This window comes from Aestuariimicrobium kwangyangense DSM 21549 (assembly GCF_000421525.1).
GTDB classification, from domain to species: Bacteria; Actinomycetota; Actinomycetes; order Propionibacteriales; family Propionibacteriaceae; genus Aestuariimicrobium; species Aestuariimicrobium kwangyangense.
The window spans coordinates 1,133,523-1,159,086 of sequence record NZ_ATXE01000001.1; the positions used below are offsets into that span (position 1 = coordinate 1,133,523).

General features: G+C 69.3%; 17 protein-coding genes. 6 read left to right on the forward strand and 11 right to left on the reverse strand.

What is annotated here, in order from left to right; all coding sequences use genetic code 11:
* The first annotated feature begins 89 nt into the window (after positions 1-89).
* Positions 90-3,053: a bifunctional [glutamine synthetase] adenylyltransferase/[glutamine synthetase]-adenylyl-L-tyrosine phosphorylase gene (locus H507_RS0105045; RefSeq protein WP_022909633.1), complete on the forward strand. Its 2,964-nt coding sequence runs from the start codon at positions 90-92 to the stop codon at positions 3,051-3,053.
* A gap of 250 nt (positions 3,054-3,303) precedes the next feature.
* Here H507_RS0105045 and H507_RS0105050 read toward each other — a convergent pair whose 3' ends face one another.
* The 4 genes from H507_RS0105050 to H507_RS14855 all read right to left on the reverse strand — a co-directional run bounded on the left by H507_RS0105050 (position 3,304) and on the right by H507_RS14855 (position 11,584).
* Positions 3,304-5,178: a patatin-like phospholipase domain-containing protein gene (locus H507_RS0105050; protein WP_022909634.1), complete on the reverse strand. Its 1,875-nt coding sequence runs from the start codon at positions 5,176-5,178 to the stop codon at positions 3,304-3,306.
* On the reverse strand, positions 5,175-6,068 hold the full coding sequence (locus tag H507_RS17205; protein ID WP_157438881.1) for an HNH endonuclease family protein: 894 nt from the start codon (positions 6,066-6,068) through the stop codon (positions 5,175-5,177). The genes H507_RS0105050 and H507_RS17205 overlap by 4 nt, the downstream gene beginning before the upstream one ends.
* Positions 6,065-8,161, reverse strand: coding sequence for an AAA family ATPase (locus tag H507_RS0105060; RefSeq protein ID WP_022909636.1), 2,097 nt, complete (start codon positions 8,159-8,161; stop codon positions 6,065-6,067). Before H507_RS0105060 ends, H507_RS17205 begins: the two co-directional genes overlap by 4 nt.
* A 141-nt stretch (positions 8,162-8,302) precedes the next feature.
* On the reverse strand, positions 8,303-11,584 hold the full coding sequence (locus H507_RS14855) for a GH92 family glycosyl hydrolase (RefSeq protein ID WP_022909637.1): 3,282 nt from the start codon (positions 11,582-11,584) through the stop codon (positions 8,303-8,305).
* 37 nt (positions 11,585-11,621) lie between these two features.
* Between H507_RS14855 and H507_RS0105070 the strand changes: the two genes are divergently transcribed.
* Positions 11,622-12,341 (forward strand): class I SAM-dependent DNA methyltransferase, encoded by a 720-nt coding sequence (locus tag H507_RS0105070; protein WP_026377803.1) that lies wholly within the window; start codon positions 11,622-11,624, stop codon positions 12,339-12,341.
* Positions 12,342-12,368: 27 nt separating this feature from the next.
* Here H507_RS0105070 and larB read toward each other — a convergent pair whose 3' ends face one another.
* Genes larB through larC form a run of 3 tightly spaced genes read right to left on the reverse strand, consistent with a single transcriptional unit; the run spans position 12,369 to position 15,455 of the window.
* Positions 12,369-13,067 carry a nickel pincer cofactor biosynthesis protein LarB gene (larB, locus tag H507_RS0105075; RefSeq protein ID WP_022909639.1) on the reverse strand — a complete coding sequence of 233 codons (699 nt, stop codon included), beginning with the start codon at positions 13,065-13,067 and terminating at the stop codon, positions 12,369-12,371.
* The gene (gene larE, locus H507_RS14860) at positions 13,060-13,899 is read right to left on the reverse strand and encodes an ATP-dependent sacrificial sulfur transferase LarE (RefSeq protein ID WP_022909640.1); all 840 of its coding nucleotides are present in this window, start codon (positions 13,897-13,899) and stop codon (positions 13,060-13,062) included. The genes larB and larE overlap by 8 nt, the downstream gene beginning before the upstream one ends.
* Positions 13,896-15,455, reverse strand: coding sequence for a nickel pincer cofactor biosynthesis protein LarC (gene larC, locus H507_RS14865; protein ID WP_022909641.1), 1,560 nt, complete (start codon positions 15,453-15,455; stop codon positions 13,896-13,898). The genes larE and larC overlap by 4 nt, the downstream gene beginning before the upstream one ends.
* A 100-nt stretch (positions 15,456-15,555) precedes the next feature.
* Between larC and H507_RS0105090 the strand changes: the two genes are divergently transcribed.
* A complete protein-coding gene (locus tag H507_RS0105090) occupies positions 15,556-16,236 on the forward strand; it encodes a maleylpyruvate isomerase family mycothiol-dependent enzyme (protein WP_022909642.1) in 681 nt (226 codons plus the stop codon).
* A gap of 4 nt (positions 16,237-16,240) precedes the next feature.
* On the opposite strand, the gene H507_RS0105095 is transcribed toward H507_RS0105090, so the two are convergent.
* The 3 genes from H507_RS0105095 to glnA all read right to left on the reverse strand — a co-directional run bounded on the left by H507_RS0105095 (position 16,241) and on the right by glnA (position 21,204).
* Entirely contained in the window at positions 16,241-16,669 is a 429-nt protein-coding gene (locus H507_RS0105095) for a hypothetical protein (protein WP_022909643.1), read from the reverse strand.
* Positions 16,670-16,805: 136 nt separating this feature from the next.
* Positions 16,806-19,526: a pyruvate, phosphate dikinase gene (ppdK, locus tag H507_RS0105100; RefSeq protein WP_022909644.1), complete on the reverse strand. Its 2,721-nt coding sequence runs from the start codon at positions 19,524-19,526 to the stop codon at positions 16,806-16,808.
* A gap of 256 nt (positions 19,527-19,782) precedes the next feature.
* Positions 19,783-21,204, reverse strand: a complete 1,422-nt coding sequence (glnA, locus tag H507_RS0105105; RefSeq protein WP_022909645.1) for a type I glutamate--ammonia ligase — start codon at positions 21,202-21,204, stop codon at positions 19,783-19,785.
* A 154-nt stretch (positions 21,205-21,358) separates the two neighbouring features.
* Between glnA and H507_RS0105110 the strand changes: the two genes are divergently transcribed.
* On the forward strand, positions 21,359-21,775 hold the full coding sequence (locus H507_RS0105110) for an RDD family protein (protein ID WP_022909646.1): 417 nt from the start codon (positions 21,359-21,361) through the stop codon (positions 21,773-21,775).
* Complete coding sequence (locus H507_RS0105115; protein WP_022909647.1) at positions 21,772-22,935, forward strand: glycosyltransferase; 1,164 nt, start codon at positions 21,772-21,774, stop codon at positions 22,933-22,935. Before H507_RS0105110 ends, H507_RS0105115 begins: the two co-directional genes overlap by 4 nt.
* A 22-nt stretch (positions 22,936-22,957) precedes the next feature.
* On the opposite strand, the gene H507_RS0105120 is transcribed toward H507_RS0105115, so the two are convergent.
* Positions 22,958-24,007 (reverse strand): LacI family DNA-binding transcriptional regulator, encoded by a 1,050-nt coding sequence (locus H507_RS0105120; RefSeq protein WP_022909648.1) that lies wholly within the window; start codon positions 24,005-24,007, stop codon positions 22,958-22,960.
* Positions 24,008-24,233: 226 nt separating this feature from the next.
* Here H507_RS0105120 and H507_RS0105125 point away from each other — a divergent pair, with 226 nt between their 5' ends.
* Positions 24,234-25,544 (forward strand): ABC transporter substrate-binding protein, encoded by a 1,311-nt coding sequence (locus tag H507_RS0105125; RefSeq protein ID WP_022909649.1) that lies wholly within the window; start codon positions 24,234-24,236, stop codon positions 25,542-25,544.
* Positions 25,545-25,564: the final 20 nt, after the last annotated feature.

Consider the following 25,564-nt stretch of genomic DNA (forward strand, 5'->3'; position numbering starts at 1 on the left):
CGACACTAGGAGGCGCGGGTGGCCCGAAGTTGTCTCACGGGTTACCGGCACCCAAACGACTGCCAACCGCTTGAGCATAGGCTCTTGACGTGACCCGCCTCTCGACCACACCAGGCGAGCTGGCACGCCGGGGCTTCCTCGACGCCACCCGCTCCGCGAAACTCGTCCGGTCGCTGACCGAACTGATCGGGCACCAGCCGCCGGTCTGGCTGGCAGACGGACGGTGGCTCGACCTGTTCGACCGGGTGGCCGATCCCGACCTCGCGCTGGAGGAACTGACCCGGCTGCTGCCGGCCGCCCCCGAGCTGCGACCGCGACTCGCCCAGAACCAGGAGTGGGCGCAGCGGTTGGTGCTGGTGCTCGGGGGAAGCAGCGCCCTGGCCCAACACCTCGTCCAACACCCCGAGGACGTCGAGGTGCTGGAGCCCACCCCCGAACGGGTGCCCGCGCCCGACATCGCCGCCGACCTGATGGAACGGTGCACCGTCGAGGGATGGAGCCAGCTCGAAGCGGTCGACGCGCTGAAGCGGGCGAACAAGCGCCACCTGCTGCGCATCAGCGCCCGCGACCTCGCCCACCCCGACCCGCAGGGCGTGCTGCCCGACATCGCGGCCGAACTGGCCGACCTCGCCGACGCCGTGCTGCAGGCAACCCTGGTGCTCGCCCAGCGGGAGGTGCCGGGCCACGAGGCCACCCGGATGGCCGTGATCGGGCTGGGCAAGGCCGGGGCCCAGGAACTCAACTACATCTCCGACGTCGACGTGCTCTTCGTGGCCGAACCGGGTGTCGACCCGGCGACCGGTGAACCCGCAACCAGCGACCAGGCCGTCCAACTGGCGACCAGGGTCGCGGCTGCGATGACCCGGATCTGTTCGTCCCACACGGCAGCCGGCTCGATCTGGCAGTTGGACGCGGGGCTTCGTCCCGAGGGCAAGGCCGGGGCACTCGTGCGCACGCTGGGGTCGATGCGCAGCTACTACGAGAAGTGGGCCTCCAACTGGGAGTTCCAGGCCATGTTGAAGGCACGCGTGGTCGCCGGCGACGCCGAGGTCGGGCAGGGGTTCCTCGACATCGTGCAGCCGCTGGTGTGGCGGGCCGCCGAACGCGAACACTTCCTCGCCGAGACCCAGGCGATGCGACAGCGGGTGATCCGCACCATCCCGGCCAAGGAGGCAGACCGGGAGATCAAGCTGTCGTCGGGAGGGCTGCGCGACACCGAGTTCACCGTGCAATTGCTGCAGTTGGTGCACGGACGAGCCGACGACCGGCTGCGCGCCCGAGCGACGCTCACTGCCCTGCAGGAACTGGTCGACCACGGCTACATCGGACGCCGCGACGGTGTCGAACTGGGCACGGCCTACCGATTCCAGAGGCTCCTCGAGCACCGGGTGCAGCTGTTCAGGATGCGCCGCACCCACCTCCTGCCCAGCGATCCCGATGGTCTGCGACGGCTGGGGCGGGGCATCGGGCTGCGCGGCGGCGACGAGGTGATGACCCAGTTCAGGCAGTCTGCCCAGAAGGTGCTGAGGCTGCACCAGCGCATCTTCTACTCCCCCCTGGTCGAGGCCGCCACCCGGATCAGTTCGCAGGAGTTGGCACTCACCCCCCAGGCGGCGCGTGACCGGCTGCGGGTGCTCGGGTTCTCCGACCCCGACGCCGCCCTGCGCCACATCCAGGCACTGACCAGTGGGTTGAACCGTGGCGCCGAGATCCAGCGGCAGTTGATGCCGGCGATGTTGGGCTGGTTCGCCGAGGCTCCCTCCCCGGACGCCGGCATGCTGGCGTTCAGGCAGGTGAGCGAGTCCTTGGGCAACACTCCCTGGTACCTGCGCACCCTCCGCGACTCGGGGCAGACCGCCCATCGGCTGGCCACCATCCTGTCGAGTTCCCGCTACGTGGTCGACCTGCTGAAGCGGGACCCCGAGGCCGTGCAGATCATGGCCTCCGATGCCGAACTGGTGCCCCGTGACCTGGCGCAGGTGCGCGCCTCGATGCGCGCTGCCGTCCAGCGACATGACCAGGTCGACGGTGCCGTCAGGGCGGTGCGCGCCCAGCGTCGGCGGGAACTCTTCCGCATCTGCGTGGCCGACCTGCTCGGCCGGATCGACCTGGCCACGCTCGGTCGCGCGCTCAGTGAGCTCACCAGCGCCACCATCGACGTCACCCTCGAGGCCATCGCCCGCGACGTGCCCGAGGCACCCACCCTGGGCGTGATCGCCATGGGACGGTGGGGCGGGCGGGAGCAGAGCTACGGCTCGGATGCCGACGCCATCTTCGTCCACGCCGACTCCGACGACCCCGAGGCGGGCTCGAAGGCGACCGCCATGGTGGCGCGGTTGCGTCAGGCGCTCGGGTCGGCTGGTCCCGACCCTGCCCTGCCCATCGATGCCGACCTGCGTCCGGAGGGCAAGGGGGGCCCGATGGTGAGGTCGGTCTCGTCGACGATCGCCTACTACGGACGATGGGCCGACACCTGGGAGGCGCAGGCACTCCTGCGAGCCGACCACGGCGCCGGCGATCCCGCGGCGGTGGCCGCGGTGCTCGACTCGGTGGCTGGCCTGCGTTGGCCCGAGGGTGGCCTGAACCGCCTGCAGTTGGCGGAGATCCGGAAACTCAAGGCGCGCATGGAGACCGAACGCATGCCGCGGGGACAGGATCCCGGCCGCAACGTGAAACTCGGCCGTGGCGGACTCAGCGACGTGGAGTGGACCGTGCAGGTGTTGCAGTTGCAGCACGCCCACGAGTGCCCCGACCTGCGCACGACCTCGACGGTGGCTGCCCTCGACCGGTTGTCGCAGCTGCGCATCCTCGATCCGTTGGACTCTCAGAAGCTGCTGCAGAGCTGGGAACTCGCCAGCCGCCTGCGCAACGCCATCGTGCTGACCAAGGCGCGCCGCAGCGACGCCATCCCCACCGATGCACGTGACCTGGCCGCCATGTCGCACCTGCTGGGGAGGGGATTCGGCCAGGCCTCGGAGTTGTTGGAGGAGTGGAGCCGGGCCTCTCGACGCTCGGCTCGGGTCACGGATCGGCTGTTCTGGGGGCGCGGTTAGGCGGGACCGGCCCGATGACCCGCATGACCGGAGGGTGAATCGTGCCGATCGTGTCGGCTGACGGCGATTGTTGCTGCCACAGCCGCACGACTGGTGCCAGAGCACACAATCGGCACGATTGAGCCCCGAGCTCTGAGCCTCTGAGCCCGGTTCTGGGTGACCCGAGGATTCGGCCAGCGCCGGGGTGTCGGACGCGCCAGACCCAAGGTGAACCCGGGAATCGGATGCCCCAGGCTCCGGATGACCCAGGTCAGGTGCGGAGCACGTGCCGCAGGCGAGGCACCGGGCGCGGATTCCCCTCACCGGTGGCCGGATAGTTGTCGGCCCGCCACGCGCGGGCCAGTGCCACCAGCTGGTCGAACTCCTCACGGGTGAGCGTCTCCTGCCGGTGGGAGGAGAACTTGTAGCTCCCCTGCCAGGGGTCGGGCAGCGGGTCGTGGGGCTGCTGCAGTTGTTCGAGTACCTCCGACAGGGAGCTCATGGCGGTGCGGAACCTGATCCAGCGGTGGGCCTCCAGGTCGAACTCGAGCAGCCGCCGCCCCGCCTCGTCACCGCGCGACGACAGCGCGGCGATGATCTCGGCCGGCATGGCCAGGTTGAGGCCCCCCTCGCCCTGGTGCATGGCCACCTCGACGATCCGGTCACGGAACCCTGGCACCTCGGTCTGCAGCTGGTCCGACCAGTCCTGCCAGGTGCGCTTCATGCCCGCGAACAGACCGATCACCGAGGTGATCGGCAGACTGCGCACCAGCCGCTGACCGGTCTGGGGCATCTGGTAGACGTCGGAGTCGGGGAAGTCCGGGTGCTCGTTGGCGAGGTTGATGCCGAAGGTGGGTCGGCGCGGCATCAGCCGGTCGAAGAACTGCATGGGGAAGTTGTTGGCGATGCCACCGTCGGAGAACCACCCCACCACCAACGACCGCTTGCCCTCGGCGCGGGCGAAGTCGATGTAGTGCAGCGGCACCGCGCAGATCAGCACCGGGAAGCTCAGCGAGAGCCGTGCCAGCATCACCACGGGCAGGTCGGGGGAGTCCGGCAACTTCAGCACCTGGGTGCCCGGATGTCGCGGGCATTCCATCGGGATGGGACCAGGCCCTTGGGGAACCTGCGAGGCCGGCCGAGCCGTGGCGCGCAGGTGCTTGGTGACCGAGACCGGGAAGTACTCGGCGAGGCAGTCGGGGCAGAAGTGGAAGATGTCGCTGGTGAAGGGCAACTGGTAGGGCCTGCCCTGGTCGAGGCAGGTGGTGGTGGTGGTCAGCGTCACCCGCGGGTCGAAGGCGCTCCACTCGGCCGGGCTGGCGTTCGGTTTGTCGCGCAGGCTCCGGTGCACCTCCACGGCTTCCGGCCCCCACAGGTCGCCCAGGGTGAGCGGACGACCATCCGCGGGTAGCCCGGCCGTCTGGTTGATGGTGCGGGTCATCCAGTCGGTCAGCGGCAGGGTCTGCCCGCTGGGGTCGTGGCCGTTCACCAGCCCGAACCCGCTGCGATTCATCACCCTCGCCGTGTCACGCACCATCCGCCACACGGCCAGACCGATCCCGACCAGCACCACGACCGCGAGCACCACCAGCGCCAGCAGCAGGGGCGAGAGCCACGACCAGACGCCGCCCCTCTCGCCGGTGAGCACTCCCGACGAGGCGAGCACGAGCAGCACGGCTGCCACCAGCGTGGCGAGGACCGGAACCCAGAACCACCTGCGGTTCGCGGCAATGGCAGCCTTCACGCTGTGCTGCACCTTGCCGGAGGTGGTGGGTTGGGCCAGCGCCCCCAGCACCAGCTCGAAGGCGGCCCGGGTGCTGGGCATCGGCTGGAACAGTCCGAGCAGGTGGCCGCCGAGGAAGTCGGGCAGTTGCGCCAGCCTCGGGAACCCGGCGTCTGTACTCGTCAGCTGTGAGGGGGCGGTCGATCGTCCGTGTTCGGCGGCGGCGGCCAGGGCGGCCGCGATCGCCCCTGCCGAGGAACCGCCCAGTTGCCGCAGTCGGTGCCGGGTCGCCAATCGGCAGGCGGCCAAGGGGTAGACCACGCCAGAGGTGATGCCGCCCTTCATGATGATGTCGCATTCACGATCGGGCGCCGAGTAGGCGGCGGGGTCGCTCAGGTCGGTCGGCACGGGCTGCTGGGTCATGGTGACTCCTCGAGGTGGGTCCGCTTGAACTCGTCGACGACTTGCCGGCACATGGCCGAGTAGGGGGCGGTCGGGGCGCAGAAGGCCTCGAGTTCGCCCAGTTCGTGGGTGAACCTGTCCCTCAACGAGGCAGTGAGGCCCTGGGTCGAGATGTCCTCGAGCAGCCAGCGGATGGTGACGAGGTGGCTCCGCAGCAGTCGCAGCTGGGCCGCCCTCGCGGCCACCAGGCCCTGCCGCTGCAGCGCATAGACCTCGATCGAGGCGACCCCCATGGCGCTCGGTCCCGGACCGATGGTCGACGGCCTGGCCTCGACCTCGCCGTCACGGATCGAGCCGGGCGCCTCCACGAAGTGGAGGTGCTGAGGGGGATCGTCCAGGTAGGGGTGCAGCAGCAGGCGGGGCTCGGCGTCCTCCTGGCCGGGCGCCGTGGCGCGCTTGGACTCGTCCGCCACGGGGAACTGGTTGGCCTTGCCGGCCGTGGCCCGCAGACCCAGGGGCAGTTCCTGCCTGCGGGGCCGGTTGCAGTCCGAGCAGGAGGGCAGCAGGTTCATCCAGGTGGACGCCAACCACCAGTACCCGGGAGCCTCGAGCTTGCGCACCGTGTGGCCGTCGACGATCCGCTCACGCACGACCTTCCCCTTGGGGCGGAAGTGCTCCACGTCGAGCGGTTGGGTGGCCCCGAAGTAGCTCTCGCAGTAGGCGCACTTGGCCGAGAAGGCCCCGGTCAGTTCGGCCCTGACGTCGTCACCCTTGTAGGCCGCGAAGGTGCCCGGCCAAGGCGTCGTCCCATGGGTCGGATCGGTGTACCAGGCCACCAACGAGTCCCGTTCCCGCTGGGTGCTGGCACTCGACAGACTGGCCGGGGCGGGAGGGCAGACGAGTCGGATCATGCCCCACCGCCGGGGGCGGCGGGGGTGGTCGGGGGCAGGGCCGATTCCCACAGGGAACGCAGTTGCGCCTTCACCTCACCGCGCAGGGCGACCTTGTCACCATTGGCCCGCCGCTCGGCGATGAACGAGTCGGCTGCCTGCAACACGAGTCGCTCCCGTTCACTGGTGCCGAGCTGGCGCAGCGACACCAGTTCGGAGTCGATGGCCGCCAGGGCGGCGTCCTGGTCGGGGGTGCGCGCCGGCACGGCCCGCAGCGCGTAGTACCTGCTGAACAACTCGTCGACGTGCGGGTCGCGGGTCGATCCCAGCCCGAAATGTTCGGAGGTGAGCAGTTGTTCGACGCTCAGACCCTTGACCGACGGCAGGTCGGTGATGGTGACGACGTCGCCGTCGGGATTGCGCAGGATGACGCTCACCTCTCCGTCGCCCAGTCCGCGCAGGCAGAGGGGGTCGTGGGTGCTGACCAGGAACTGCATCCGCGGCAGCACCCGGCGAAGACCGTCGACGACCCGCATCCGCCACCGTGGGTGCAGGTGGGTTCCCAGTTCGTCGACGATCACGATGCCCTCGGCGGTCGAGGGTGAGGTCCACACCGAGAAGGCGGTGTCGAGGATGTCGCAGGCCAGCACCAGCATGCTCTGGAACCCGTCACTGAGCTCCTCGAAGGGTTCGCGGCTGCGGCCGAACCGCATCCACAGGGTGCCGTGGCGGTGATTGCGCTCCAACGAGGTCTGGTCATCGAGGGCGAGCAGCAACCGCATCGAGTCGGCGACCGCGGCAAAGGTGGCGTCGTCCAGCGCCGTCAGCCACGGACCGGGGTCGACGAGGTCGTGGTTGGGGTCGAACAGGTTTGCCACGTTGCCGACCGACGAGGCCCGCTGCGCGCCTCCCCGGCCCCGCAAGCGCATCGCCCCGTAGGCGAGCACCACCACCTGGGGCTCCGGTGTTCCGCCGAACTCCGCCTCGCGGCTCGAGAAGGTCAACGTCACCGGCTCGGGCAGTCCCGTCAGCCACACCTTCACGTACCCGCTGCGGCAGCCCCGGCGGAGCATCGAGCTGGGGGAGATGCCCAGGGTGCGTTCCAACTCCCGTCGCTGGTCGGCGCCGACCAGGGTGAGGGCGACGGCCTTCAGGATGCTGGACTTGCCCGATCCGTTGTCGCCCAGCAACACCTCCCAGGGGGCCGTGGTGGTGCTCGAAGCGGTCAGGTCGAGTTCCAGATGTTTGATGGGACGCACGTTGTGCAGCTCGATGTGTTCCATCCAGCGGGTGGCGCTGTAGTAGTTCGACGGGGCCGAGTCGGGCGAGGCGACCACCTGCGCCACCGGCAGCGCGGAGGCCTGCCGGGCCGTCTGGGTCAGGTCGAATCCCACCCGGGCCTGCTGGCGCGTGCGGGTGTCGTCATTGACCAGCTGGATGCGCATGGCATGGAAGCTCTCGCCGTCATCGGGTACGTAGCCCACGGTGGCCAGTCCGGCGGTCACCTCGTTCCACACCTGGGCGCGGGCGGTGACCAGTGCCGACCTGTTCAGCCCCAGCACCTCGATGGTGGCGATCCCTCGCTCATCGGTGCTGGCGACCACACCGTCGGGTTGGAACACCAACACCTGTGAGGGGTTCTCGAGGTGGTCGCGGGGATTGATCAGCAGTGCGGCCTCGTCGGCCGGGGAGCCGCCCGGCTCCATCCGCGGACCGCGTACGGGGAACCTGGCGCCCTTGTGCTTGATGCAGTCGGTGCAGGCCAGCACGAGGTTGGTCCACTCGTAGGCCAGCCACCAGTAGTGGCGGGGACTGGTGAGGCCGTCACTGCCGAGCGCGTCGCGCGGTGGCCGCAGGTGGTCGACGTTGTCGATGCCTGCCGTGCCCAGCAGCGACTCGCAGTAGCCACACTTGCCCCGGAACATCCGCACCAGTTCGTCCAGCACCTCAGGCGCCGCGAACAAGGTGGGGTCGGCTGCCGGACGAACCGCTGTGGCCGCAGAGCCCGACCGTCCCGAGGAGACCGACGGGTCGAGCAGGGCCGAGGCTTCGCGGACGCGCGCCGAAGTCGGGTCGAGGATCGGCGGTGCCGTCCCTGACTCAGCGAGAATCATGACCCCTCCCCACCCCTAGGGATGCTCGCAGTCTGTGCTCAGGCTGGGGGACTGTCAAGGGGTTGGGCCTGTCAAGGGGGTGGGCCGGTGGGGCCCCGCCAGCCCCGTGAGTGGGTCCGCGGGGGAGCGGTGTGCGGTGGCTCAGTAGACCTCGAGTTGACGCAGCCGCGTGTCGGCGAGGGCGGTCACCCTGACTCCGCGGACCCCCACGTGTCGGAACAGATGGGCCTGGGTCTGGTTGGCCCACAGGGCTGCCCGCGGACGAACGGGTGTCTCGGCCCAAGCGGGGTGGGAACCGTCGGCCTCGGTGAGTACCTCGACGGCGAGGGGACAGGCCGTGAGGTCCTCGGTGGTGAACGTGATCACCTGTGTCGAGACGGGGTCGTCCCAGGTGATCTCGATGACGTCGCCCGCGGAGAGTTCCTCCACTTGGCCGCGATCATCGGTGAGGTCGGTGCCGAGGTCCCAGTCCTGCCCCGTGCGATGGCGGGAGACCCTGGCCCGGGCCGTCAGGTCGCCGGTCCATGCCTCGGGGAACCCGTCAGTGGTGCTGATCGATCGCGGCCGCGACCCTGCCGCCCACTGCGAAGGGTCGGCGCCCAGCTCGACCTCGACCAGCAGGTCGTGGTCGAACAGTGACAGCGGCAGGGTGACCTCGTCCCAGGGTTGGCCGTTCACCCGCACCGACTGGATGTGACGGTGCTCGACCCCGGACGCCCGCACCTCGATGCGCCGACCGTTGTCGCGGGTGAACGCCATCCGCCGGAACAGGGGGGCTGTGATCACGAACTCACCTGACCCCACCTGCAGCGGGTAGAAGCCGAAGGCGGCGAACAGCCACCACGCCGACATCTCGCCGTTGTCCTCGTCACCGGGGTAGCCCTGCCCGATCTCGGAACCGACGAACAGCCGCTCGAGGATCTCGCGGGTGAGCCACTGGGTGCGGTGGTGGTGGCCCGTGTGGGCGTACATGAAAGGCGAGTGATGGGCGGGCTGGTTCGACATGGCGATCATGCCGAGCCGCAGCGCGCGGGCCTCGACGCGTTCGTGCATGGTGGCCGGGTAGGAGCCAGCGGTCGCCTCGGAGGCCGTCTCGACGGTGGCCAACGCCTGGTCGAGCTTGGCCGCGAGACGCGCCTCGCCACCCAGGGCCGAGGCCAGCCCGGCCCCGTCGTGGGGCACCGAGAAGGCCATCCCCCAGCCATTGGTCTCGGTGTAGTCGTCCCCCCAGCGCTCGGGGTCGTAGTCGGTGGGCGCCCAGCGCCACGACCCGTCGGGTCTGCGTCCCTGCAGGAAACCGGTGCGGTCGTCGAACAAGGTCCGCCAGCCTAGGCTGCGGTGTGCGAACCAGACGGCGTTGGCCTCGAACTCCGCGCGCCGCTCGGGCAGGGACTCGTCCGCGGCAAGTCGCCTTGACCAGAGCGCCAGCGCGGCATCGCAGTTCGCGTTCTCCATCGACCAGCTGAATCCCTCGTCGGTGTCGGTGTCGACGTGCCCCACGAAGCGGCCGCGGTCGATGCCGACGCGACCCACGATCGTCCGTTCGCTGGCACAGGTCGCGTTGCGCAGGGCGGAGTCGTAGGCGGCCAGTTCGTCCTGGTCGATCGAGTGCGCGGCGGCATCGGCGAAGATGGCGTCGGACGAGGTGCCGACCATGCAGTCGACGTAGCCGGGGGCGCACCAGCGGGGCATCCAGCCCCCCTCGCGGTAGTGGGCCACCTGACCCTCGAGCAGGTCCTGCGCACGGGTGGGGGTGAACAGGTGGTAGGCGGGCCAGCAGGTGCGGTAGGTGTCCCAGTAGCCGTTGTTGACGTACATGCGACCCCGGACGACGGCCGCCCCGGTGCGATCGGGCAGGTGCCGGTGCAGGTGTTGCTTGACCGGCGAGGCGTGGGCCCACACGGGGGCCTGTGCGGTGCCGACGTTCTCGTGGTGCTCGTTGGGCCAGGCGTACAGCCGGGCCAGGTTCGACCAGGCGCTGGTGCGCTGGTCGAGGGTGCCGCCGTCGATCTCGAGCCGTCCGAGCAGGTCGGCCCACTGGGCGTGGGCCTGATCGAGGATCTCGTCGAAGCCCTGACCACCGATCTCGAGCGCCAGGTTGTGGCGAGCCTGCGCGGTCGAGATGAAGCTCATGGCCACCACCACCTCGAGTTCGTCACCATCGGTCAGGGTGAGCACCCGTGACTGGGGGCGGGGCAGGGGTACCCGCAGCGAGGTCGGGAAGGCTCGGGTGATCCGGCGACCCAGGATGGTGGGCAGTTCGGGCAGGCCCTCTCGTGACCACTGGCCCCGATGGGTCACGGGTTGCCTGGTCTCCCCGTAGACGTATCCCCTCAGGCCGGGCTCGGCGGGGTGGCGCAGGTCGATGTCGGAGTCGATGGCCGCGGTGAACGAGACCCGTCCGTCGGGCAGTTGCACGACGTCGAGGCGGCCCGATCCGGGCAGGTCGAGCACGACTCCGCGCGGGCCTTTGCCCTGGAACCGGAAGCGGAAGGCACCGGCGTGTGAGGTGGGGGTCATCTCAGCCCGGATCGACCCCTGGCCGGCAGCTGAACCGCTGGGGGCGGGGTCGAGGTCGACGCGGTAGTGGTGGGGTCGGTCGAGTTCGTTCTCGTGGGCGAATCGCCGCTGGCGCTGGAAGGGGTTGACGTGTGCCTGGCCCTGCCAGGGCATCAGTTGGAAACCGAATCGGTCGGCGATCCACGGGCTGGGCTGGTGGCTGAAGCTGAGGGCCTGCAGCGCCGGACGAGGGTCGTCGTCGTAGTCGGACCCGGTCCAGCCGTACAACCAACGGGTGGTGCGGGCGTCGGTCACAGGGGTGAGGAAGTTGAACCCGTGCGGCACGCAGGTCAGGGGGAAGGTGTTGCCACGGCTCAAGGACTCGCCCGATCGTCCATGGGTGCCGCGGGTGGTGCGCACCCGGGCGACGACGTCCGGTGACTCGACCGGTGTCGGCACCGGACCCACCACCTGCAGCCAGCCGCGACCCCCCGATCGCTCGCCGGCCACCAGGTCGAGGCGTACGGTACGCCCGGCCAGCGGAGACAGGTCCAGGTCGACCAGGTTCCACTGGTCGCTCCACAGCACACCTTCGTCATCGGGGACGAAGGGGAGTCCGTGCTGGTCGACGAGCCAGGTCTGCTCGCCGGCGTCGTCCAGGGCGCGCACTCCCACCAGCGTGGCCCGGTGCAGGGGGACGGGTTTGTCGTCGGGGGTGAAGCCGAGCTCGGGGTGCACCCCGATCCGGAAGACGGTGTCGCCGACCACGTCGAGGGCCTCGACCAGCGTCACACTGGTGCCAGGTCGGGGTTCGTAGCGGTGCACCTCGACCCCGGGGAAGAGCCCGGCGCGTGGTGGTGAACTGGCCGGGCGCTCGGGCCCCCGGTCGGGCGAGAAGGGGAGGGTCGCTTCGGTGCTGCTCACCGGGGTGAGTCTAGGGGGCGTGAACTACGGTCGGACCATGCCCGACCCGATCTTTGCCGACACCCGGCTGGCCCGTCTGTATGACGCCTTCGACGGTTCGCGGATCGACCTCAACGCCTACCTGGCGATCATCCACGACCTCGGGGTTGGCACGCTGCTCGACGTCGGCTGCGGCACCGGCACCCTCGCGTTGCTCGCGACAGCCGTCGGTGTGACGGTGACGGGTGTCGACCCCGCTGCCGCTTCGGTCGAGGTCGCCCGCTCGAAGCCTCGCGCCGACGAGGTCCGCTGGCACGTGGGCACCGCGGTCGACGCGCCCACCGAACAGGTCGACCTGGCCACCATGACCGGCAACGCCGCCCAGGTCTTCCTGACCGACGAGGCCTGGCTCGAGACCCTGGTCGCCATCCGCGAGCGGCTGCGCCCCGGCGGCTGGTTCGTGTTCGAGACGCGCCGTCCGGAGGCCAGGGCGTGGGAGCAGTGGGCGGAGCCGCACGAGGCGGGTCAGACCTTTCCCGGCCTCGGGCTGGTGGTGGAGCGGCGGACCTTCGTCCGGGTCGACCTCCCCCTGGTCACGTTCGGTGGCGAATACGAGTTCCCGGACGGCAGCACCGTACCCTCGGAGTCCACCCTGAGGTTCCGCGACGATGCCGAGAACAGGTCGCTGCTCGACCGGGCCGGCTTCGTGGTCGACGAGCTGCGTCAGGCCCCCGACCGCCCCGGTCTGGAGTTCGTGTACCTGTGTCGGCCACGCTGAACGCTGGGGACCCTCAGCGGACGACGATCAGCGCGGGCGGGTGATCTGGGCCGCCAGGTGACCGGCCCCGTAGCCGTTGTCGATGTTGACCACGCCCACTCCTGGAGCGCACGCGTTCAGCATCGTCAGCAGGGGAGCGAGGCCACCGAAGGCGGCGCCGTACCCCACCGAGGTGGGGACCGCGACCACGGGTGCCTCGACCAGTCCGGCGACCAGCCCGGGCAGGGCTCCGTCCATACCGGCGACCACCACCACGCAGCCGGCCGAGCGCAACTGGTCGGTGCGGGCCAGGGTGCGGTGCACACCGGCGATGCCGATGTCGACGATCAGCTGGGTGGGTCGTCCCAGGTAGCGGGCCGTGAGTTCGGCCTCACGTGCCACCGGCAGGTCGGAGGTGCCCGCGCAGGCCACGACCACCACCTCGCCGCTGGGTTCCGGGGGCTGGGCGGGCCAGGCCAGCAATTGCGCGACCGGGTCGTGGTGGGCGTCGGGCAGCACCTCGAGGATGGCCGCCGCCCGTGCCTCGTCCGCGCGGGTGAACAGTGTGACGTGGTCGGGATGGGAGGCGATCTCGCTGGCGATCACCCGCACCTGGTCGGGTGACTTGCCCGAGCAGTAGACGGCCTCGGGGTAGCCACGGCGGCGAGCCCGGTCGTGGTCGAGGGTGGCGATGGCGTCGATCCCGCTGGTCGCGTCGTCGAGGGCGGTGGCGTTGGACTCAGGCATGGACGGCTCCGCGGGTGGTCAGCAGCTGCAGGGTGAAGGCCCCCGAGCGGATCCCGCCCAGGTCGACGGTCACCTGTCGGAAACCGAGCGCCTTCAGTTCCCGCTCGACGTGGGCGCGCAGGTCGTCGTCGGCGAAGCGGGCGATCTCGGCCGAGGGCACCTCGATGCGTGCCAGGTCACCGTGGTGGCGCAGGCGGCAATCGCTGAACCCCGCCTCGCGAAGGATCGTCTCGGCCCGGTCGATCTGCTGCAACTTCTCGGCGGTGACGGGCTGTCCGTGCGGGATGCGGCTCGACAGGCAGGGCGACGCGGGCTTGTCGGCCACCTCGAGCCCGTAGTGGCGGGCGATCTCACGCACCTGCTGCTTGCCCAGACCGGCCACGGCGAGCGGACGAAGCACCCGGTGGTTGGTGGCGGCCTGGGCCCCGGGGCGGTCGGGCCTGGTGGCATCGTCCGCGTTCTCTCCGTAGGCAACCGCCTCCAGCCCGTGACTGTCGACGACCTCGTCATCGATCGTGGTGAACAACTCGTCCTTGCAGAAGAAGCAGCGGTCGACGTCGTTCTTGGCGTAGTCGGGATTGGCGAGCTCGTCGGTCTCGAGTTCGATGACCCTGACACCGAGGTCGTTCGCGACCCGATGGGCGATCTCGCGTTCGCGGGTGGCCAACGACGCGGAGACCGCCAGCAGGGCGACCACCCGGTCGGTGCCCAGGGCCTCGGCAGCGATCGCCAGCAGCGTCGCGGAGTCGACCCCGCCGGAGTACGCGATGCCGAGTTTGGTGATCCCGGTCAGCTGGCGGGCGACGGCGTGGATGTCGGTGTCGACGCTCATGGTCGACCCTCCTTCTCGATGACAGTGACGATTGGGACAGTGACGATGGGGACAGTGACGGTGGTGGTGACAGAGGGGCTGGTGGGGGTGTCGGGGTCGTGGTCCTCGGCCGGGGGTCGCCAGTCAGGAACCGTGGATGCGACCAACCTCGCGCAGGCTGCACTGGCCAACGAGGCGATCTCGTACTCGCTGCGACCGGTGGCCCGCGAGATGGACGCCAGGTCGGCGAACTCGGGGGTGGCGTGCACCACCACGTTCCCCCGCACGGCGAGCTTGACGCGGCAGGGGTGTCCCAACACCTCGACGGAGCGGTGTTCGCGCGACAGCATCGATCGGACGAGGCTGTGCTCGCGCACCCCCAGGGTCGAGGTGTGGCTGAGGATCGTGTCGACCATGGCACCCCGGTCGTCCGCGTGGGCCAGCACGTGCAGGGTGTGCGCCGGTCGCCCCTTCTTCATCAGGATCGGGACGAGCCACGCGTCGCGCGCTCCGCGCGCCAACAAGGTGTCGAGCACCCCCGGCCACAGCCGTGGGTCGAGGTCGTCGATGTTGGCCTGCAGTTCGATCACCCGGTCGTGATCGAGGTCGTCATCGCTGCCGACCTGTTCGCCGATCACCAGTCGAACCACATTGGGGTGGTCGGGGAAGTCCTTGCCACCGGCTCCGACACCGACCGCGCGGACCGTGGTCGCGGGCAACGAGGTGCAGCGCCTCGCCAGCGCTCGGACGATGGCCACGCCCGTCGGGGTCGCGAGTTCGCCGACCTGCCCGGGGGTGGTGACCGTCGCGGGGCGGTCGTGGGCCGGTAGCTGGTCGTGTCCACCATGGTCGTGGTCCTGCTCAGCACCGTGGTCGTCCGCACCGTGGTCGTCCCCACCGTGATGGTGCCCCGCGCCGTGGTGGTGGTCATGGTCGTGATGGTGGTCGTGACCATGGTGGTGGCCGTGCGAGTCGTGGTCGTGCGGGTGGCCTTGGTCGGCGGGGTCGGCGAGCGGCCGACCCCCCGGAACCGGTGAGACCTGCCAGCCGATCATCAACTGCGCGACCGCGGGAACGGGCACCGGGATGTCACCGTGGGCAGCGCGGACCCGTCCGGCGCCGACGGCGATGGGGGAGGCGTCGATCTCGGTCACCCCGAGGTCGGTGAGGGCCGCGCAGAAGCCGACCACATCAGCGATCGAGTCGAGGGCACCGACCTCGTGGAAGTGCACCTCGTCGATCGCGATGCCGTGCACGGTTGCCTCCGCCTCGGCCAGCCGTCCGAAGACGTGGTTCGCCCGCTCCCGGGTCCGCACGTCCAGGTCGGCCTCGGCGAGCATGGTCCGGATCGACGACCACTGCCGGTGCGGCGGGTTGTCGACCAGGACGTCCACATGGAGTTTCGTGCCCCGTTGCCCGCCGCGGACGACCCGGCTGGTGCGCAACCTGACCGCTCCCGGGATCACGGCATCCACTGCTGCCTGTACCGCCGCCGGGTCCGCCCCGGCGTCGAGCGCCGCCCCCAGCAGCATGTCGCCGGCGACCCCGGCCGTTGCATCAATCCATGCGCTCGTCACCCGTCCACCCTAGGCGGTCACGGCCGGTGACGCCGGGCACGCTCAGTCGGGATGGTTCCTCGTCCCCCGTGGCCCACCCGGGGTGGGGTTGTATGGACCCATGGACCGAGCAGCGATCTGGACCACCATCCACGACGAGCGCCGCGCCCTCGCGCGTGATCTCGACATCATCACCGACGAGGACTGGAACCGGGAGTCGTGGGCCCACGGCTGGACGATCGCCGACGTCGTCGCCCACCTGGTCGACTCGAACCGGACGTCCGCACTGGGTCACCTCCAGCGGATCCTCGCTGCCCGCGGCGACACCGATCGCGTCAACCAGGTCGGGGTCGAGCGCGAACGCCGGTTCCGGCACCAGGACCTCCTGGGTGCCTACCGCTCCACCATCCCGTTGAAGGCCTCGCCCGCGGGCGACCTGCGCTCCCGACTGGTCGAGGAGATCGCTCACGGCGAGGACATCCGGCGCGCCCTCGGGATCGTCCGGGACTACCCGCTGGCGGCCACCCTGCCGGCCCTTCAGTACCTCGCGCACACGCGATCGGCCCGCACCGGGTCGGCCCACCGGTCGGCCCACACAGGATCGGTCCGGGGTGGGGGCAAGGGTCTCGCCCGCGGACTCAGACTGGTCGCGAGCGATGCCGGCCTGAGCCACGGCCGCGGACCGGAGGTGCGGGGGTCAGCGCTGTCCTTGATGGTGGCCCTGTCGGGTCGTCGGGTGCACGAGACGGAGCTCTCCGGACCCGGACGCGCAGCACTGCTGGCACGGATCACACCCCGCTGAGGGATCAGTCGCAGGTGTCGCAGGTGCTGCTGGCGGGCAACTTCAGGTGGCAGCGGGGGCAGGTTCCGTAATCGACGAACACCGGTGCCTTGGGCTGGACACCAGTGGTGGCGCGGGTGACGGGGTGGTCGACGCCCCACAGGTGGGCGCCTCGGTCGCTGGGCCACACCTTGGCACCGGGGCCGACGGCATCGCGGGCCTCCTCCTCGGAGTGGAAGCCGTTCGTCCAGCCGTAGTAGATCTGCAGGGCGGGGCCATCGACACAACGATTGGCCTTGATGTAGCCCGATCGCTTGTCGAAGGTCGACACCCCCACGCGGCTGCAGAAGGCACGGATGAAGGGTTGGTTGCCGACCGGGATCTTCTGGTCGGCGAAGGCTCGGTCGAGGCTTGAATAGCGTCGGGCCAGTGGGTCGGACGATGGTGTGGCCATGGGCTCGCTCTCGTGGATGTCGCGAAGACGCAGGTCGCGAGTCCGTACCTGCCACCCTACGCGCACAACCGAGGGCCGACGGACGTGGGGTCCGCCGGCCCACGGCCAGTCAGCTCGGCCAGGCAGCTCGGGGTGCTCAGCTCGTGCCGACACCTTCCTTGAGGACGACGGCGCGTCCGGCCTCCAGTCGGGCGACCGGCACCCTGAAGGGCGAGCAGCTGACGTAGTCCAGGCCGACCCGGTGGAAGAAGTGGATCGACTCGGGGTCGCCACCGTGCTCACCACACACCCCGATCTTGAGGTCAGGTCGAGTCTCGCGACCCTTCTCCACCCCGATCCGGACGAGCTCGCCGACACCCAGGGCGTCCAAGGTCTCGAACGGGCTGATGGTCAGCACCCCGTTCTGCATGTACTGGGGGAAGAAGGCCGTCTCGACGTCGTCGCGGGAGAAGCCCCACGTCGTCTGGGTCAGGTCGTTGGTACCGAACGAGAAGAACTCGGCCGTCTGAGCGATGCGGTTGGCGGTCAGGGCCGCCCGGGGCAGCTCGATCATGCAGCCGATCGGAATCTCCAGTTCCTGGTCGTTCGTCCGCGAGATCTCGGCGATGATTCCCTCGGCCTGACGCCGGACGATCACCAGTTCGCGGTTGGATCCCACCAGCGGCACCATGATCTCGGGACGGGGGTCCTTGCCCTCGGCCCGCAGCCTCACGACAGCCTCGGCGATGGCGCGGATCTGCAGCGCGAACAGGCCGGGGATCTTCAGTCCCAGGCGAACCCCACGCAGGCCCAGCATCGGGTTCTGCTCGTGGATCGCCCGGACGGCGTCGCGCAGGGCCCGGGTGCGGTCGACCTCGGGGCCGGTCTCACCCTTCGCCTCGGCCAGGGCCACCTCGACCGTGAGGTCGGTGAGGTCGGGCAGGAACTCGTGCAGCGGCGGGTCGATCAGCCGGATGGTCGCCGGCAGGCCGTCCATGGCCGTCAACAGGTCGACGAAGTCCTCGATCTGGGCGGGCAGCAGTTCGGCCAGCGCGGCTTCACGCTGCTCGTCAGTGTCGGCGAGCACCACCCGCTCGATCTGCTGGCGGCGTTCGCCGAGGAACTGGTGCTCGGTGCGGCACAGACCGATGCCCTCGGCCCCCCGGTCACGAGCCCGGCGCGCGTCGGTGCCGGTGTCGGCATTGGCGCGGACCCGCAGACGGCGACGCTTGTCGGCATGGGTGAGCACCCGATCGACGGCGCGGATCAGCTGCTTGGTCTCGTCGTCACCGTCGGCATGGGCCTCGGCCGCTTCCAGGCCCTCGGAGACGTAGGTCATGACGGGGGAGTCGACCACGCGCACGTCACCCAGGTAGACCTCGCCGGTCTTGCCGTCGATGGCCAGGGTGTCACCCTCGTGCACCACGTGCTCACCGACCCTGATCTGCTTGGCGGCGACGTCGACCACCAGGTCCTCGGCACCCACCACGGCACACTTGCCCATGCCTCGGGCCACCACGGCGGCGTGGGAGGTCTTGCCCCCGCGGGCCGTCAGGATGCCGGCCGCGGCGACCATGCCCGGCAGGTCCTCGGGTGAGGTCTCGCGCCTGACGAGGATGACGGACTTGCCACTGGCCGCGGCGGCCTCGGCGCTGGCATTGTCGAATGCCACAGCACCCACGGCCGCGCCCGGGGAGGCGCCCATGCCGGTCGCCAGCAGCGTCCGGTCGGCGGACCGGTCGAACTGGGGGAAGAGCAGTTGGCTGAGCTGCTCGCCGGTGACCCGCTCGAGGGCCTCGTCCATGGTGATCAACTGCTCGTCGACCAGCTGGGTGGCGATCCGGAAGGCGGCACCGGCCGTGCGCTTGCCCACCCGTGTCTGCAGCATCCACAACCTGCCGCGTTCGATGGTGAACTCGATGTCGCACAGGTCGCGGTAATGGGTCTCGAGGCTGCGCATGGCGGCCCGCAGTTCGCGGTAGGCGCCGGCATCACGCTGCTTGAGGTCGGCCAGCGACAGCGTGTTGCGGATACCCGCCACCACGTCCTCACCCTGCGCGTTCGGCAGGTAGTCGCCATACTCGCCGATGTGACCCGACGATGGATCGCGGGTGAAGCACACCCCCGTGCCGGAGGTTTCCCCGAGGTTGCCGAAGACCATGGCCTGCACGTTGACCGCGGTGCCGAGGTCGTCTGCGATGCGTTCACGGCGGCGGTACAACTGCGCCCGCTCGGTGTTCCAGCTGCGGAAGACGGCCTCGATGGCCATGTCGACCTGACGGCGTGGGGTCTGGGGGAACGGGTGACCCGTCTCGCGTTCGACGATCTGCTTGAACTCGGCGACCACCTGCTTGAGGTCGTCCGCGGTGAGATCGACGTCGGCGGTGACACCCGCGCTCTCCTTGTGGGCGTCGAGCACCGACGAGAACTTGTCGGCGTCGATGTCGAGCACGGTCTTGCCGAACATCTGGATCAGGCGGCGGTAGGAGTCCCAGGCGAAACGCTCGTCGCCGGCGAAGGAGGCCAGGGCGTGCACGGTGTCGTCGTTCAGGCCGACGTTCAGCACCGTCTCCATCATCCCGGGCATCGAGAACTTGGCCCCCGAGCGCACCGACAACAGCAGCGGTTCCTCGTAGTCGCCGAGAGTTCGTCCGATCAGGTCCTCGACATTGCGCAGCCGCTGGGTGACCTCCACCCGCACCTGGGGCGGCACGCGTCCCTCGGTCAGGTAGGCCCGGCAGGCCTCCGTGGTGATCGTGAAGCCCGGGGGCACCGGCAGCCCCAACTTGACCATCTCGGCGAGGTTGGCGCCCTTGCCACCGAGCAGGTCCTTCTGGTCGCGATCGCCCTCACTGAACATGTGGACGTACTGAATCATCGGATGCCTCCTAGGAGTGCGTCATTGCACGCCTTCACTGTGGCACTGGGCGAACAGGGTGTTCCGGTGGGGGGTCGAATAAGCCCTGTGCCCCGATCCGGTGTCCCGATGACCCCAAAGAGTCTCACGACCCGCTGCTGACCATCCGGAAGCCAGTTCGGGGCAGCAAAACGCGAGGGGATGCCCGAGGTGAAGAGGAAAGGCCCCGGTTCCTCGCGGAACCGGGGGCCTCGTCCTCGATCAGTGGAGCACAGGCTCAGATCGCGTAGTACAGGTCGAACTCGTAGGGGTGCGGGCGCAGCCGGATGGCGTCGATCTCGGCGCGCTTCAGTTCGACCCAGGTCTCGATCAGGTCGGAGGTGAAGACGTCACCGACGAGCAGGAACTCGTGGTCGGCCTCGAGGGCGTCGAGCACCTCGCCCAGCGAGGCGGGCACCTGGTCGACCTCGGCGTGCTCCTCGGGAGGCAGTTCGTAGAGGTCCTTGTCGATCGGGGCCGGCGGCTCGATCTTGTTCTGGATCCCGTCCAGGCCGGCCAGCAGCATGGCGGCGAAGGCCAGGTACGGGTTCGACGAGGGGTCGGGGCAGCGGAACTCGACGCGCTTGGCCTTCGGGTTCGACCCGGTGATCGGGATGCGCATGCAGGCCGAGCGGTTGCGCGAGGAGTAGACGAGGTTGACAGGGGCCTCGAAGCCGGGCACCAGACGGTGGTAGGAGTTCACCGAGGGGTTGGTGAACGCCAGCAGGGCCGGCGCGTGCTTGAGGATGCCGCCGATGTACCAGCGGGCCATGTCGGACAGACCGCCGTAGCCGTTCTCGTCGTAGAACAGGGGCTCGCCGCCGTTCCAGATGGAGCTGTGCACGTGCATGCCCGAACCGTTGTCGCCGAAGATCGGCTTCGGCATGAAGGTGGCCGTCTTGCCAGCCTCCCAGGCAGTGTTCTTGACGATGTACTTGAACTTCATCACGTTGTCGGCCGAGGTCAACATGGTGTCGAAGCGCCAGTTGATCTCTGCCTGGCCGGCGGTGCCGACCTCGTGGTGGGCGCGCTCGACGACCAGGCCGAGCGACTCCATGGTCTTGACGATCTGGTCGCGCAGGTCAGCGAAGTGGTCAACGGGCGAGACGGGGAAGTAGCCACCCTTGTACTTGACCTTGTAGCCGCGGTTGCCACCGTCCTCGACGCGGCCGGTGTTCCAGGCACCCGCCTCGGAGTCGATCTCGTAGTGGGAGCCGTTGGCCTTGGTGTCGAAGCGCACGTCGTCGAAGACGTAGAACTCGGCCTCGGGTGCGAAGTAGGCGGTGTCGCCGATGCCGGTGCTGGCGAGGTAGGCCTCAGCCTTGCGGGCGATGTTGCGGGGGTCGCGGCTGTAGGGCTCCTTCGTCAGCGGGTCGTGCACGAAGAAGTTGACGACCAAGGTCTTGGCCACGCGGAAGGGATCGAGGTAGGCGGTGGTCGGGTCGGGCAGCAGCGCCATGTCCGACTCGTGGATCTTCTGGAAGCCGGTGATCGACGAACCGTCGAATGCGAGGCCGTCGGTGAACACTGCCTCGTCGAAAGCCCCGGCCGGCACGGTGAAGTGCTGCATCACACCGGGCAGGTCGCAGAAGCGAACGTCGACCATTTCGACGCCCTCGTCCTTGATGAACGCGAGCAGGTCGTCCTGTCCCTTGAACATGTCTTCCTCCATCTGGATGAACCCTTGTGTGCATGAACCTACGGAGCAGGTGTTGCTCATCAGTTGCGTCCATGTTTCGTTCGTGTAACAGCCCGGACGCCCCGCCCGGGGCCGTCGCGATCGCTCGGCCGACCGCCCCCGATAGGCTCCCACCATGAGCGAGGAGACCTACCCCGGGCAGAGCCTCGGCCTGCCGCCGACGGGTCGTGGCTCGCTGGCGAGTTGGCGCTCCCGGGTCGCGGCCCTCATCGCGGACTGGGCGATCTCGATGCTGGTCGCCTACCTGCTCTTCGGTCTGGGCGCGCTGCGCGGTGCCGGCTGGCGCATGTGGACGCCGATGGGTGTCTTCTTCGTCGAGGCGAGTGTGTTCACCACCTTCCTGGGGGGATCGCTGGGGCAGTTGGCCGCCCGGATCGGCGTCACCCAACTCGATCTGACACCCCTGCGCTGGTGGCAGGCGGTGAGCCGTGTGGCCATGAAGTGTCTGGTCATCCCGATGTTGATCGTCGGTGCCGAGCGGCGCGCCCTCGATGACCTGGTGCTCGGCACCGTGGTGGTGTCGCGCCGATGAGCGCTTTCGTGGTGGTGGTGGCCCGCGGGGTACCCGATGCATCGTCCCCGCTCCTGGGCAGGTTCGAGTTCGACCAGGCCCTGGCGCTCCAGCAGGCTGGCTGCCACGTCGTGGTCGCCGTGCTCGACTGCCGGTCACCGCGCCGTCGTCGGGCCGGTCTGCTCACCCCCTGGCGGGTGCGGCACTCGACCTTCGAGGGACTGCCGGTGGCCAGGATCGACATCGGTCTCGGCTCGCTGCCGGTGCGGGCCTTCGTCCCCCTGCTGGGTCGGGCCTGGCGGCGACTGTACGAAGCGGTGGTCGAACACCACGGACGACCCGATGTCGTCCACGCCCACTTCACGAGGTGGGCCGCCGGTGTGGTGCCCACCACCCTTCGCCTGCGCGACGGTGCCGACCAGCCCCTCGTCGTCGTCACCGAGCACAGTTCGAGGCTCCGCCGTGGCTCGGTCACGTCCGAGGACCGTGCCCTCGCTCGTCACGCCTACCGCGCCGACCGGGTGCTGGCGGTGTCGTCGGCGCTCGCCGAGGTGCTGGCCGCTGAGTTCGGCGTCACCGCCACGGTCGTCCCCGACCTCGTCGACGTCGATGCCTTCCAGCCGCACCCCGCTCACCCCACGCACCCCGCGCAGCCCGCCGCGCCGACCCGACTGCTCAGCGTCGGCAACCTGATTCCCCGCAAGGGCATGGACCGACTGCTGCGGGCCTTCGCCGCTGCCTTCGCGACGTCCGACGCCGAACTCGTGATCGTCGGCCAGGGACCCGAGCGCGGTCACCTGGAGGAACTGGTGACGAGCTCGGGTGTCGGTGACCGGGTCAGGCTGACGGGGGGACTGGGTCGCGCCGAGTTGGCTGCCGAGTTCGCGGCCGCCGACGGGTTCGTCCTGTTCAGCGAGTGGGAGACCTTCGGAGTGGTCTACGTCGAAGCGATGGCTGCCGGGTTGCCGGTACTGGCCACCCACTGCGGCGGCCCCGAGGACTTCGTGACCGACGACGTGGGCATGTTCACCGGCACGACCCCGGAGGATGACGTGGCGGCGTTGAAGACCTTCGTCTCCCAACTGGACACCTTCGACCCGGCGGTCATCGCCGCCCTCGCCCGGGTGCGCTACGCCCCCGGTGCTGTGGCGGCCCGACTGCTCGAGATCTACCGCGGCTGACCCGTACCCGGCGAAGGCCCCGTCACCGGGGGGCGACCCGAGGGGGTGGTCCGGTCGATCCCCGCACCATCAGTTCCACGGGCACGACCACCCGCTGCAGGGGCGGTCGCTCACCTCGGGTCGAGGCCTCCAGTTGCTCGAGCAGCATGGCCACCGAATGCTGCCCGATGGCGTGGAAGTTCTGGTTCACCGTGGTCAGCGGCGGGTTCAGGTAGGCCGCCAGGTCGATGTCGTCGAAGCCCACCACCGACACGTCGCCGGGAACAGACTTGCCCGCCCTCTGCAGTGCCCCGATCAGAGCGATGGCCGTCTCGTCGTTGGCGCAGAAGACGGCAGTCATGTCATCGCGCTCCACCAGTCGGTGGCACGCGGCGATGCCCGAGGCCGCCGTCCAGTCGCCCGGCACCACCTCCGGGGGAGTGATGCCGTGCAGCAGCAGGGTGCGCCGCCACGCGGACGATCGGATCCGCGCCACCTCGGAGTCCTCGGGGCCGGAGACGTGATGGACGGTGGCGTGTCCCAGCCCCAACAGGTGTTCCACCGCCAGTCGGGTGCCCTCGACCTGGTCGGTCTCGACCGTCGAGTGGGGGCTGCCGGGCCAGGTGCCGTTGACCACCACCGGCATCCGTGCGGGCAGCGACAGCAGTTCGGGCTGCACGAGTTCGGCCCGGATCACGATGAGGGCGTCCATGGCCAGGTGGGGCAACCGCGTGACGGCGGAGTTCCATTCGTCGGTGGTGCCGGTCGCGACGTTGACGACGTTGACGGAGTAGCCGCGCTCCTGGGCGGCGTCCAGCACGCCGCGCATCGTCAGCACCTCACCGGTACGACTGAAGTCGTGGCCCAGCAACCCGATCGCGCCGAACGAGCCGCTGCGCAGGGCCCGGGCGGCACGGTTGGGGCTGTAGCCCAGTTGGTCCATCGCCTGCCGCACCCGCAGCTTGGTCGACTCGCGAACCTGACTCGACCCGGTCGCCACCCGTGACACCGTCTGCGCCGACACACCGGCCAGCCTGGCGACGTCCGTGATCGACGCACGTCCGCGCCGTGGGGTCTCGGACGCGGTGGACATGAGCGGGAGTGTAGCTCCCGGGCCCGTCCTTGGTGACGTTGCCATCCGCAGATCACAGATCGGTCTCGAAACCCGTGCCCCTCCCCAGTCCTGCCGGGGAGCGTTGCTATGTTGACGTCAACATCACAGCATTCCTCGCATCGCTGCGCGGGTGGCTGATGGACGGGGACGATGTCGCCCCCGGAAGGATCGAACCGCTCTGCGGACGAACGAAGGAGTTCGAGGAATGAACATCAACCGGCGCTCGGTGCTCGGGCTGGGACTTGGGGCCGCTGCGGTGGCCACCCTGGCGGCGTGCAACTCCGGCGGCAAGAACGACCAGGCGGTGGCCGGCGACGTGCCCACCAGCGGCACCCTCACCGTGTGGTGCTGGGACCCGGCGTTCAACATCTACTCGATGAACGAGGCCGCGAAGATCTACCAGAAGGACCACCCCGACGTGAAGGTCAAGGTGGTCGAGACCCCATGGGACGACATCCAGACCAAGCTGACGACGCTGGCACAGTCGGGCAAGCTCGACCAGCTGCCCGACATCTTCCTCTGCCAGAACAACGCCTTCCAGAAGAACGTCATCAACTACGGTGACGCCTTCTCCGACCTCACCAAGGGTGGCGTGAAGTTCGACGAGTTCCCGCCCGCCGTGGTGGGCTACTCCACCGTCGACGGCGCCAACTACGGCGTGCCCTTCGACAACGGCACCGCCGTGCAGGCCCTGCGCATCGACTACCTCGAGCAGGCCGGTCTGACGATGAAGGACTTCACCGACATCAGCTGGGCCGACTACATCGAGCGGGGCACCCAGCTGAAGGCCAAGACGGGCCACGCCCTGATCTCTGGCCAGTCGGGAAGCTCCGACCTGATCATGATGATGCTGCAGTCGGCCGGCGGCAGCCTGTTCGACGCCGACGGCAAGCCCACCATCGCCAAGAACGACATCCTGCTCAAGTCGATCGACGTGCTCAAGCAGCTGCAGAAGGCAGGTCTCTACGTCGAGGTGAACTCGTGGGACGAGTACATCCGCGGCTTCATCTCCGGCAACCACGCCTCGGCGCTCAACGGCGTCTGGATCCTGGGTTCCGTGCAGACCGCCAAGGACCAGTCGGGCAAGTGGGAGATCACCAATGTGCCCAAGCTCGACGGCATCGACAGCGCGACCAACTACACCGCCAACGGTGGGTCCTCGTGGGCCGTCTCGGCCGGCAAGCAGCCGGCTCTGGCCAACGACTTCCTGAAGTCCACCTTCGCGGGGTCGACCCAGCTCTACGACACGATCCTGCCGAAGGCCGGTGCGTTGGCGAACTGGATGCCCGCCGCGAAGTCGGACATCTACCAGGAGAAGCAGGCCTTCTTCAACAACACCGCCATCTACGCCCAGGTGGTCGACTACTCGGCCAAGGTGCCGAAGAACAACACCGGCGCCTACTACTACGAGGGTCGTGACGCCGCCAGTGTGGCGATGACCAAGATCCTCAAGGGTGCCGATCCGACGACCGCCCTCGACGAGGCCCAGAAGACCGTCGAGTTCGCGATGAAGTGATCGATCTCGTGACCGGGGGC

Excerpts from the sequence above, each read along its gene's own strand:
- H507_RS0105050 (WP_022909634.1), bottom strand. The coding sequence starts at position 5,178 with ATGACCCAGCAGCCCGTGCCGACCGACCTGAGCGACCCCGCCGCCTAC.
- H507_RS17205 (WP_157438881.1), bottom strand. The coding sequence starts at position 6,068 with ATGATCCGACTCGTCTGCCCTCCCGCCCCGGCCAGTCTGTCGAGTGCC.
- H507_RS0105060 (WP_022909636.1), bottom strand. The coding sequence starts at position 8,161 with ATGATTCTCGCTGAGTCAGGGACGGCACCGCCGATCCTCGACCCGACT.
- H507_RS0105070 (WP_026377803.1), top strand. The coding sequence starts at position 11,622 with ATGCCCGACCCGATCTTTGCCGACACCCGGCTGGCCCGTCTGTATGAC.
- larB (WP_022909639.1), bottom strand. The coding sequence starts at position 13,067 with ATGCCTGAGTCCAACGCCACCGCCCTCGACGACGCGACCAGCGGGATC.
- larE (WP_022909640.1), bottom strand. The coding sequence starts at position 13,899 with ATGAGCGTCGACACCGACATCCACGCCGTCGCCCGCCAGCTGACCGGG.
- H507_RS0105090 (WP_022909642.1), top strand. The coding sequence starts at position 15,556 with ATGGACCGAGCAGCGATCTGGACCACCATCCACGACGAGCGCCGCGCC.
- H507_RS0105095 (WP_022909643.1), bottom strand. The coding sequence starts at position 16,669 with ATGGCCACACCATCGTCCGACCCACTGGCCCGACGCTATTCAAGCCTC.
- ppdK (WP_022909644.1), bottom strand. The coding sequence starts at position 19,526 with ATGATTCAGTACGTCCACATGTTCAGTGAGGGCGATCGCGACCAGAAG.
- glnA (WP_022909645.1), bottom strand. The coding sequence starts at position 21,204 with ATGTTCAAGGGACAGGACGACCTGCTCGCGTTCATCAAGGACGAGGGC.
- H507_RS0105110 (WP_022909646.1), top strand. The coding sequence starts at position 21,359 with ATGAGCGAGGAGACCTACCCCGGGCAGAGCCTCGGCCTGCCGCCGACG.
- H507_RS0105115 (WP_022909647.1), top strand. The coding sequence starts at position 21,772 with ATGAGCGCTTTCGTGGTGGTGGTGGCCCGCGGGGTACCCGATGCATCG.
- H507_RS0105120 (WP_022909648.1), bottom strand. The coding sequence starts at position 24,007 with ATGTCCACCGCGTCCGAGACCCCACGGCGCGGACGTGCGTCGATCACG.
- H507_RS0105125 (WP_022909649.1), top strand. The coding sequence starts at position 24,234 with ATGAACATCAACCGGCGCTCGGTGCTCGGGCTGGGACTTGGGGCCGCT.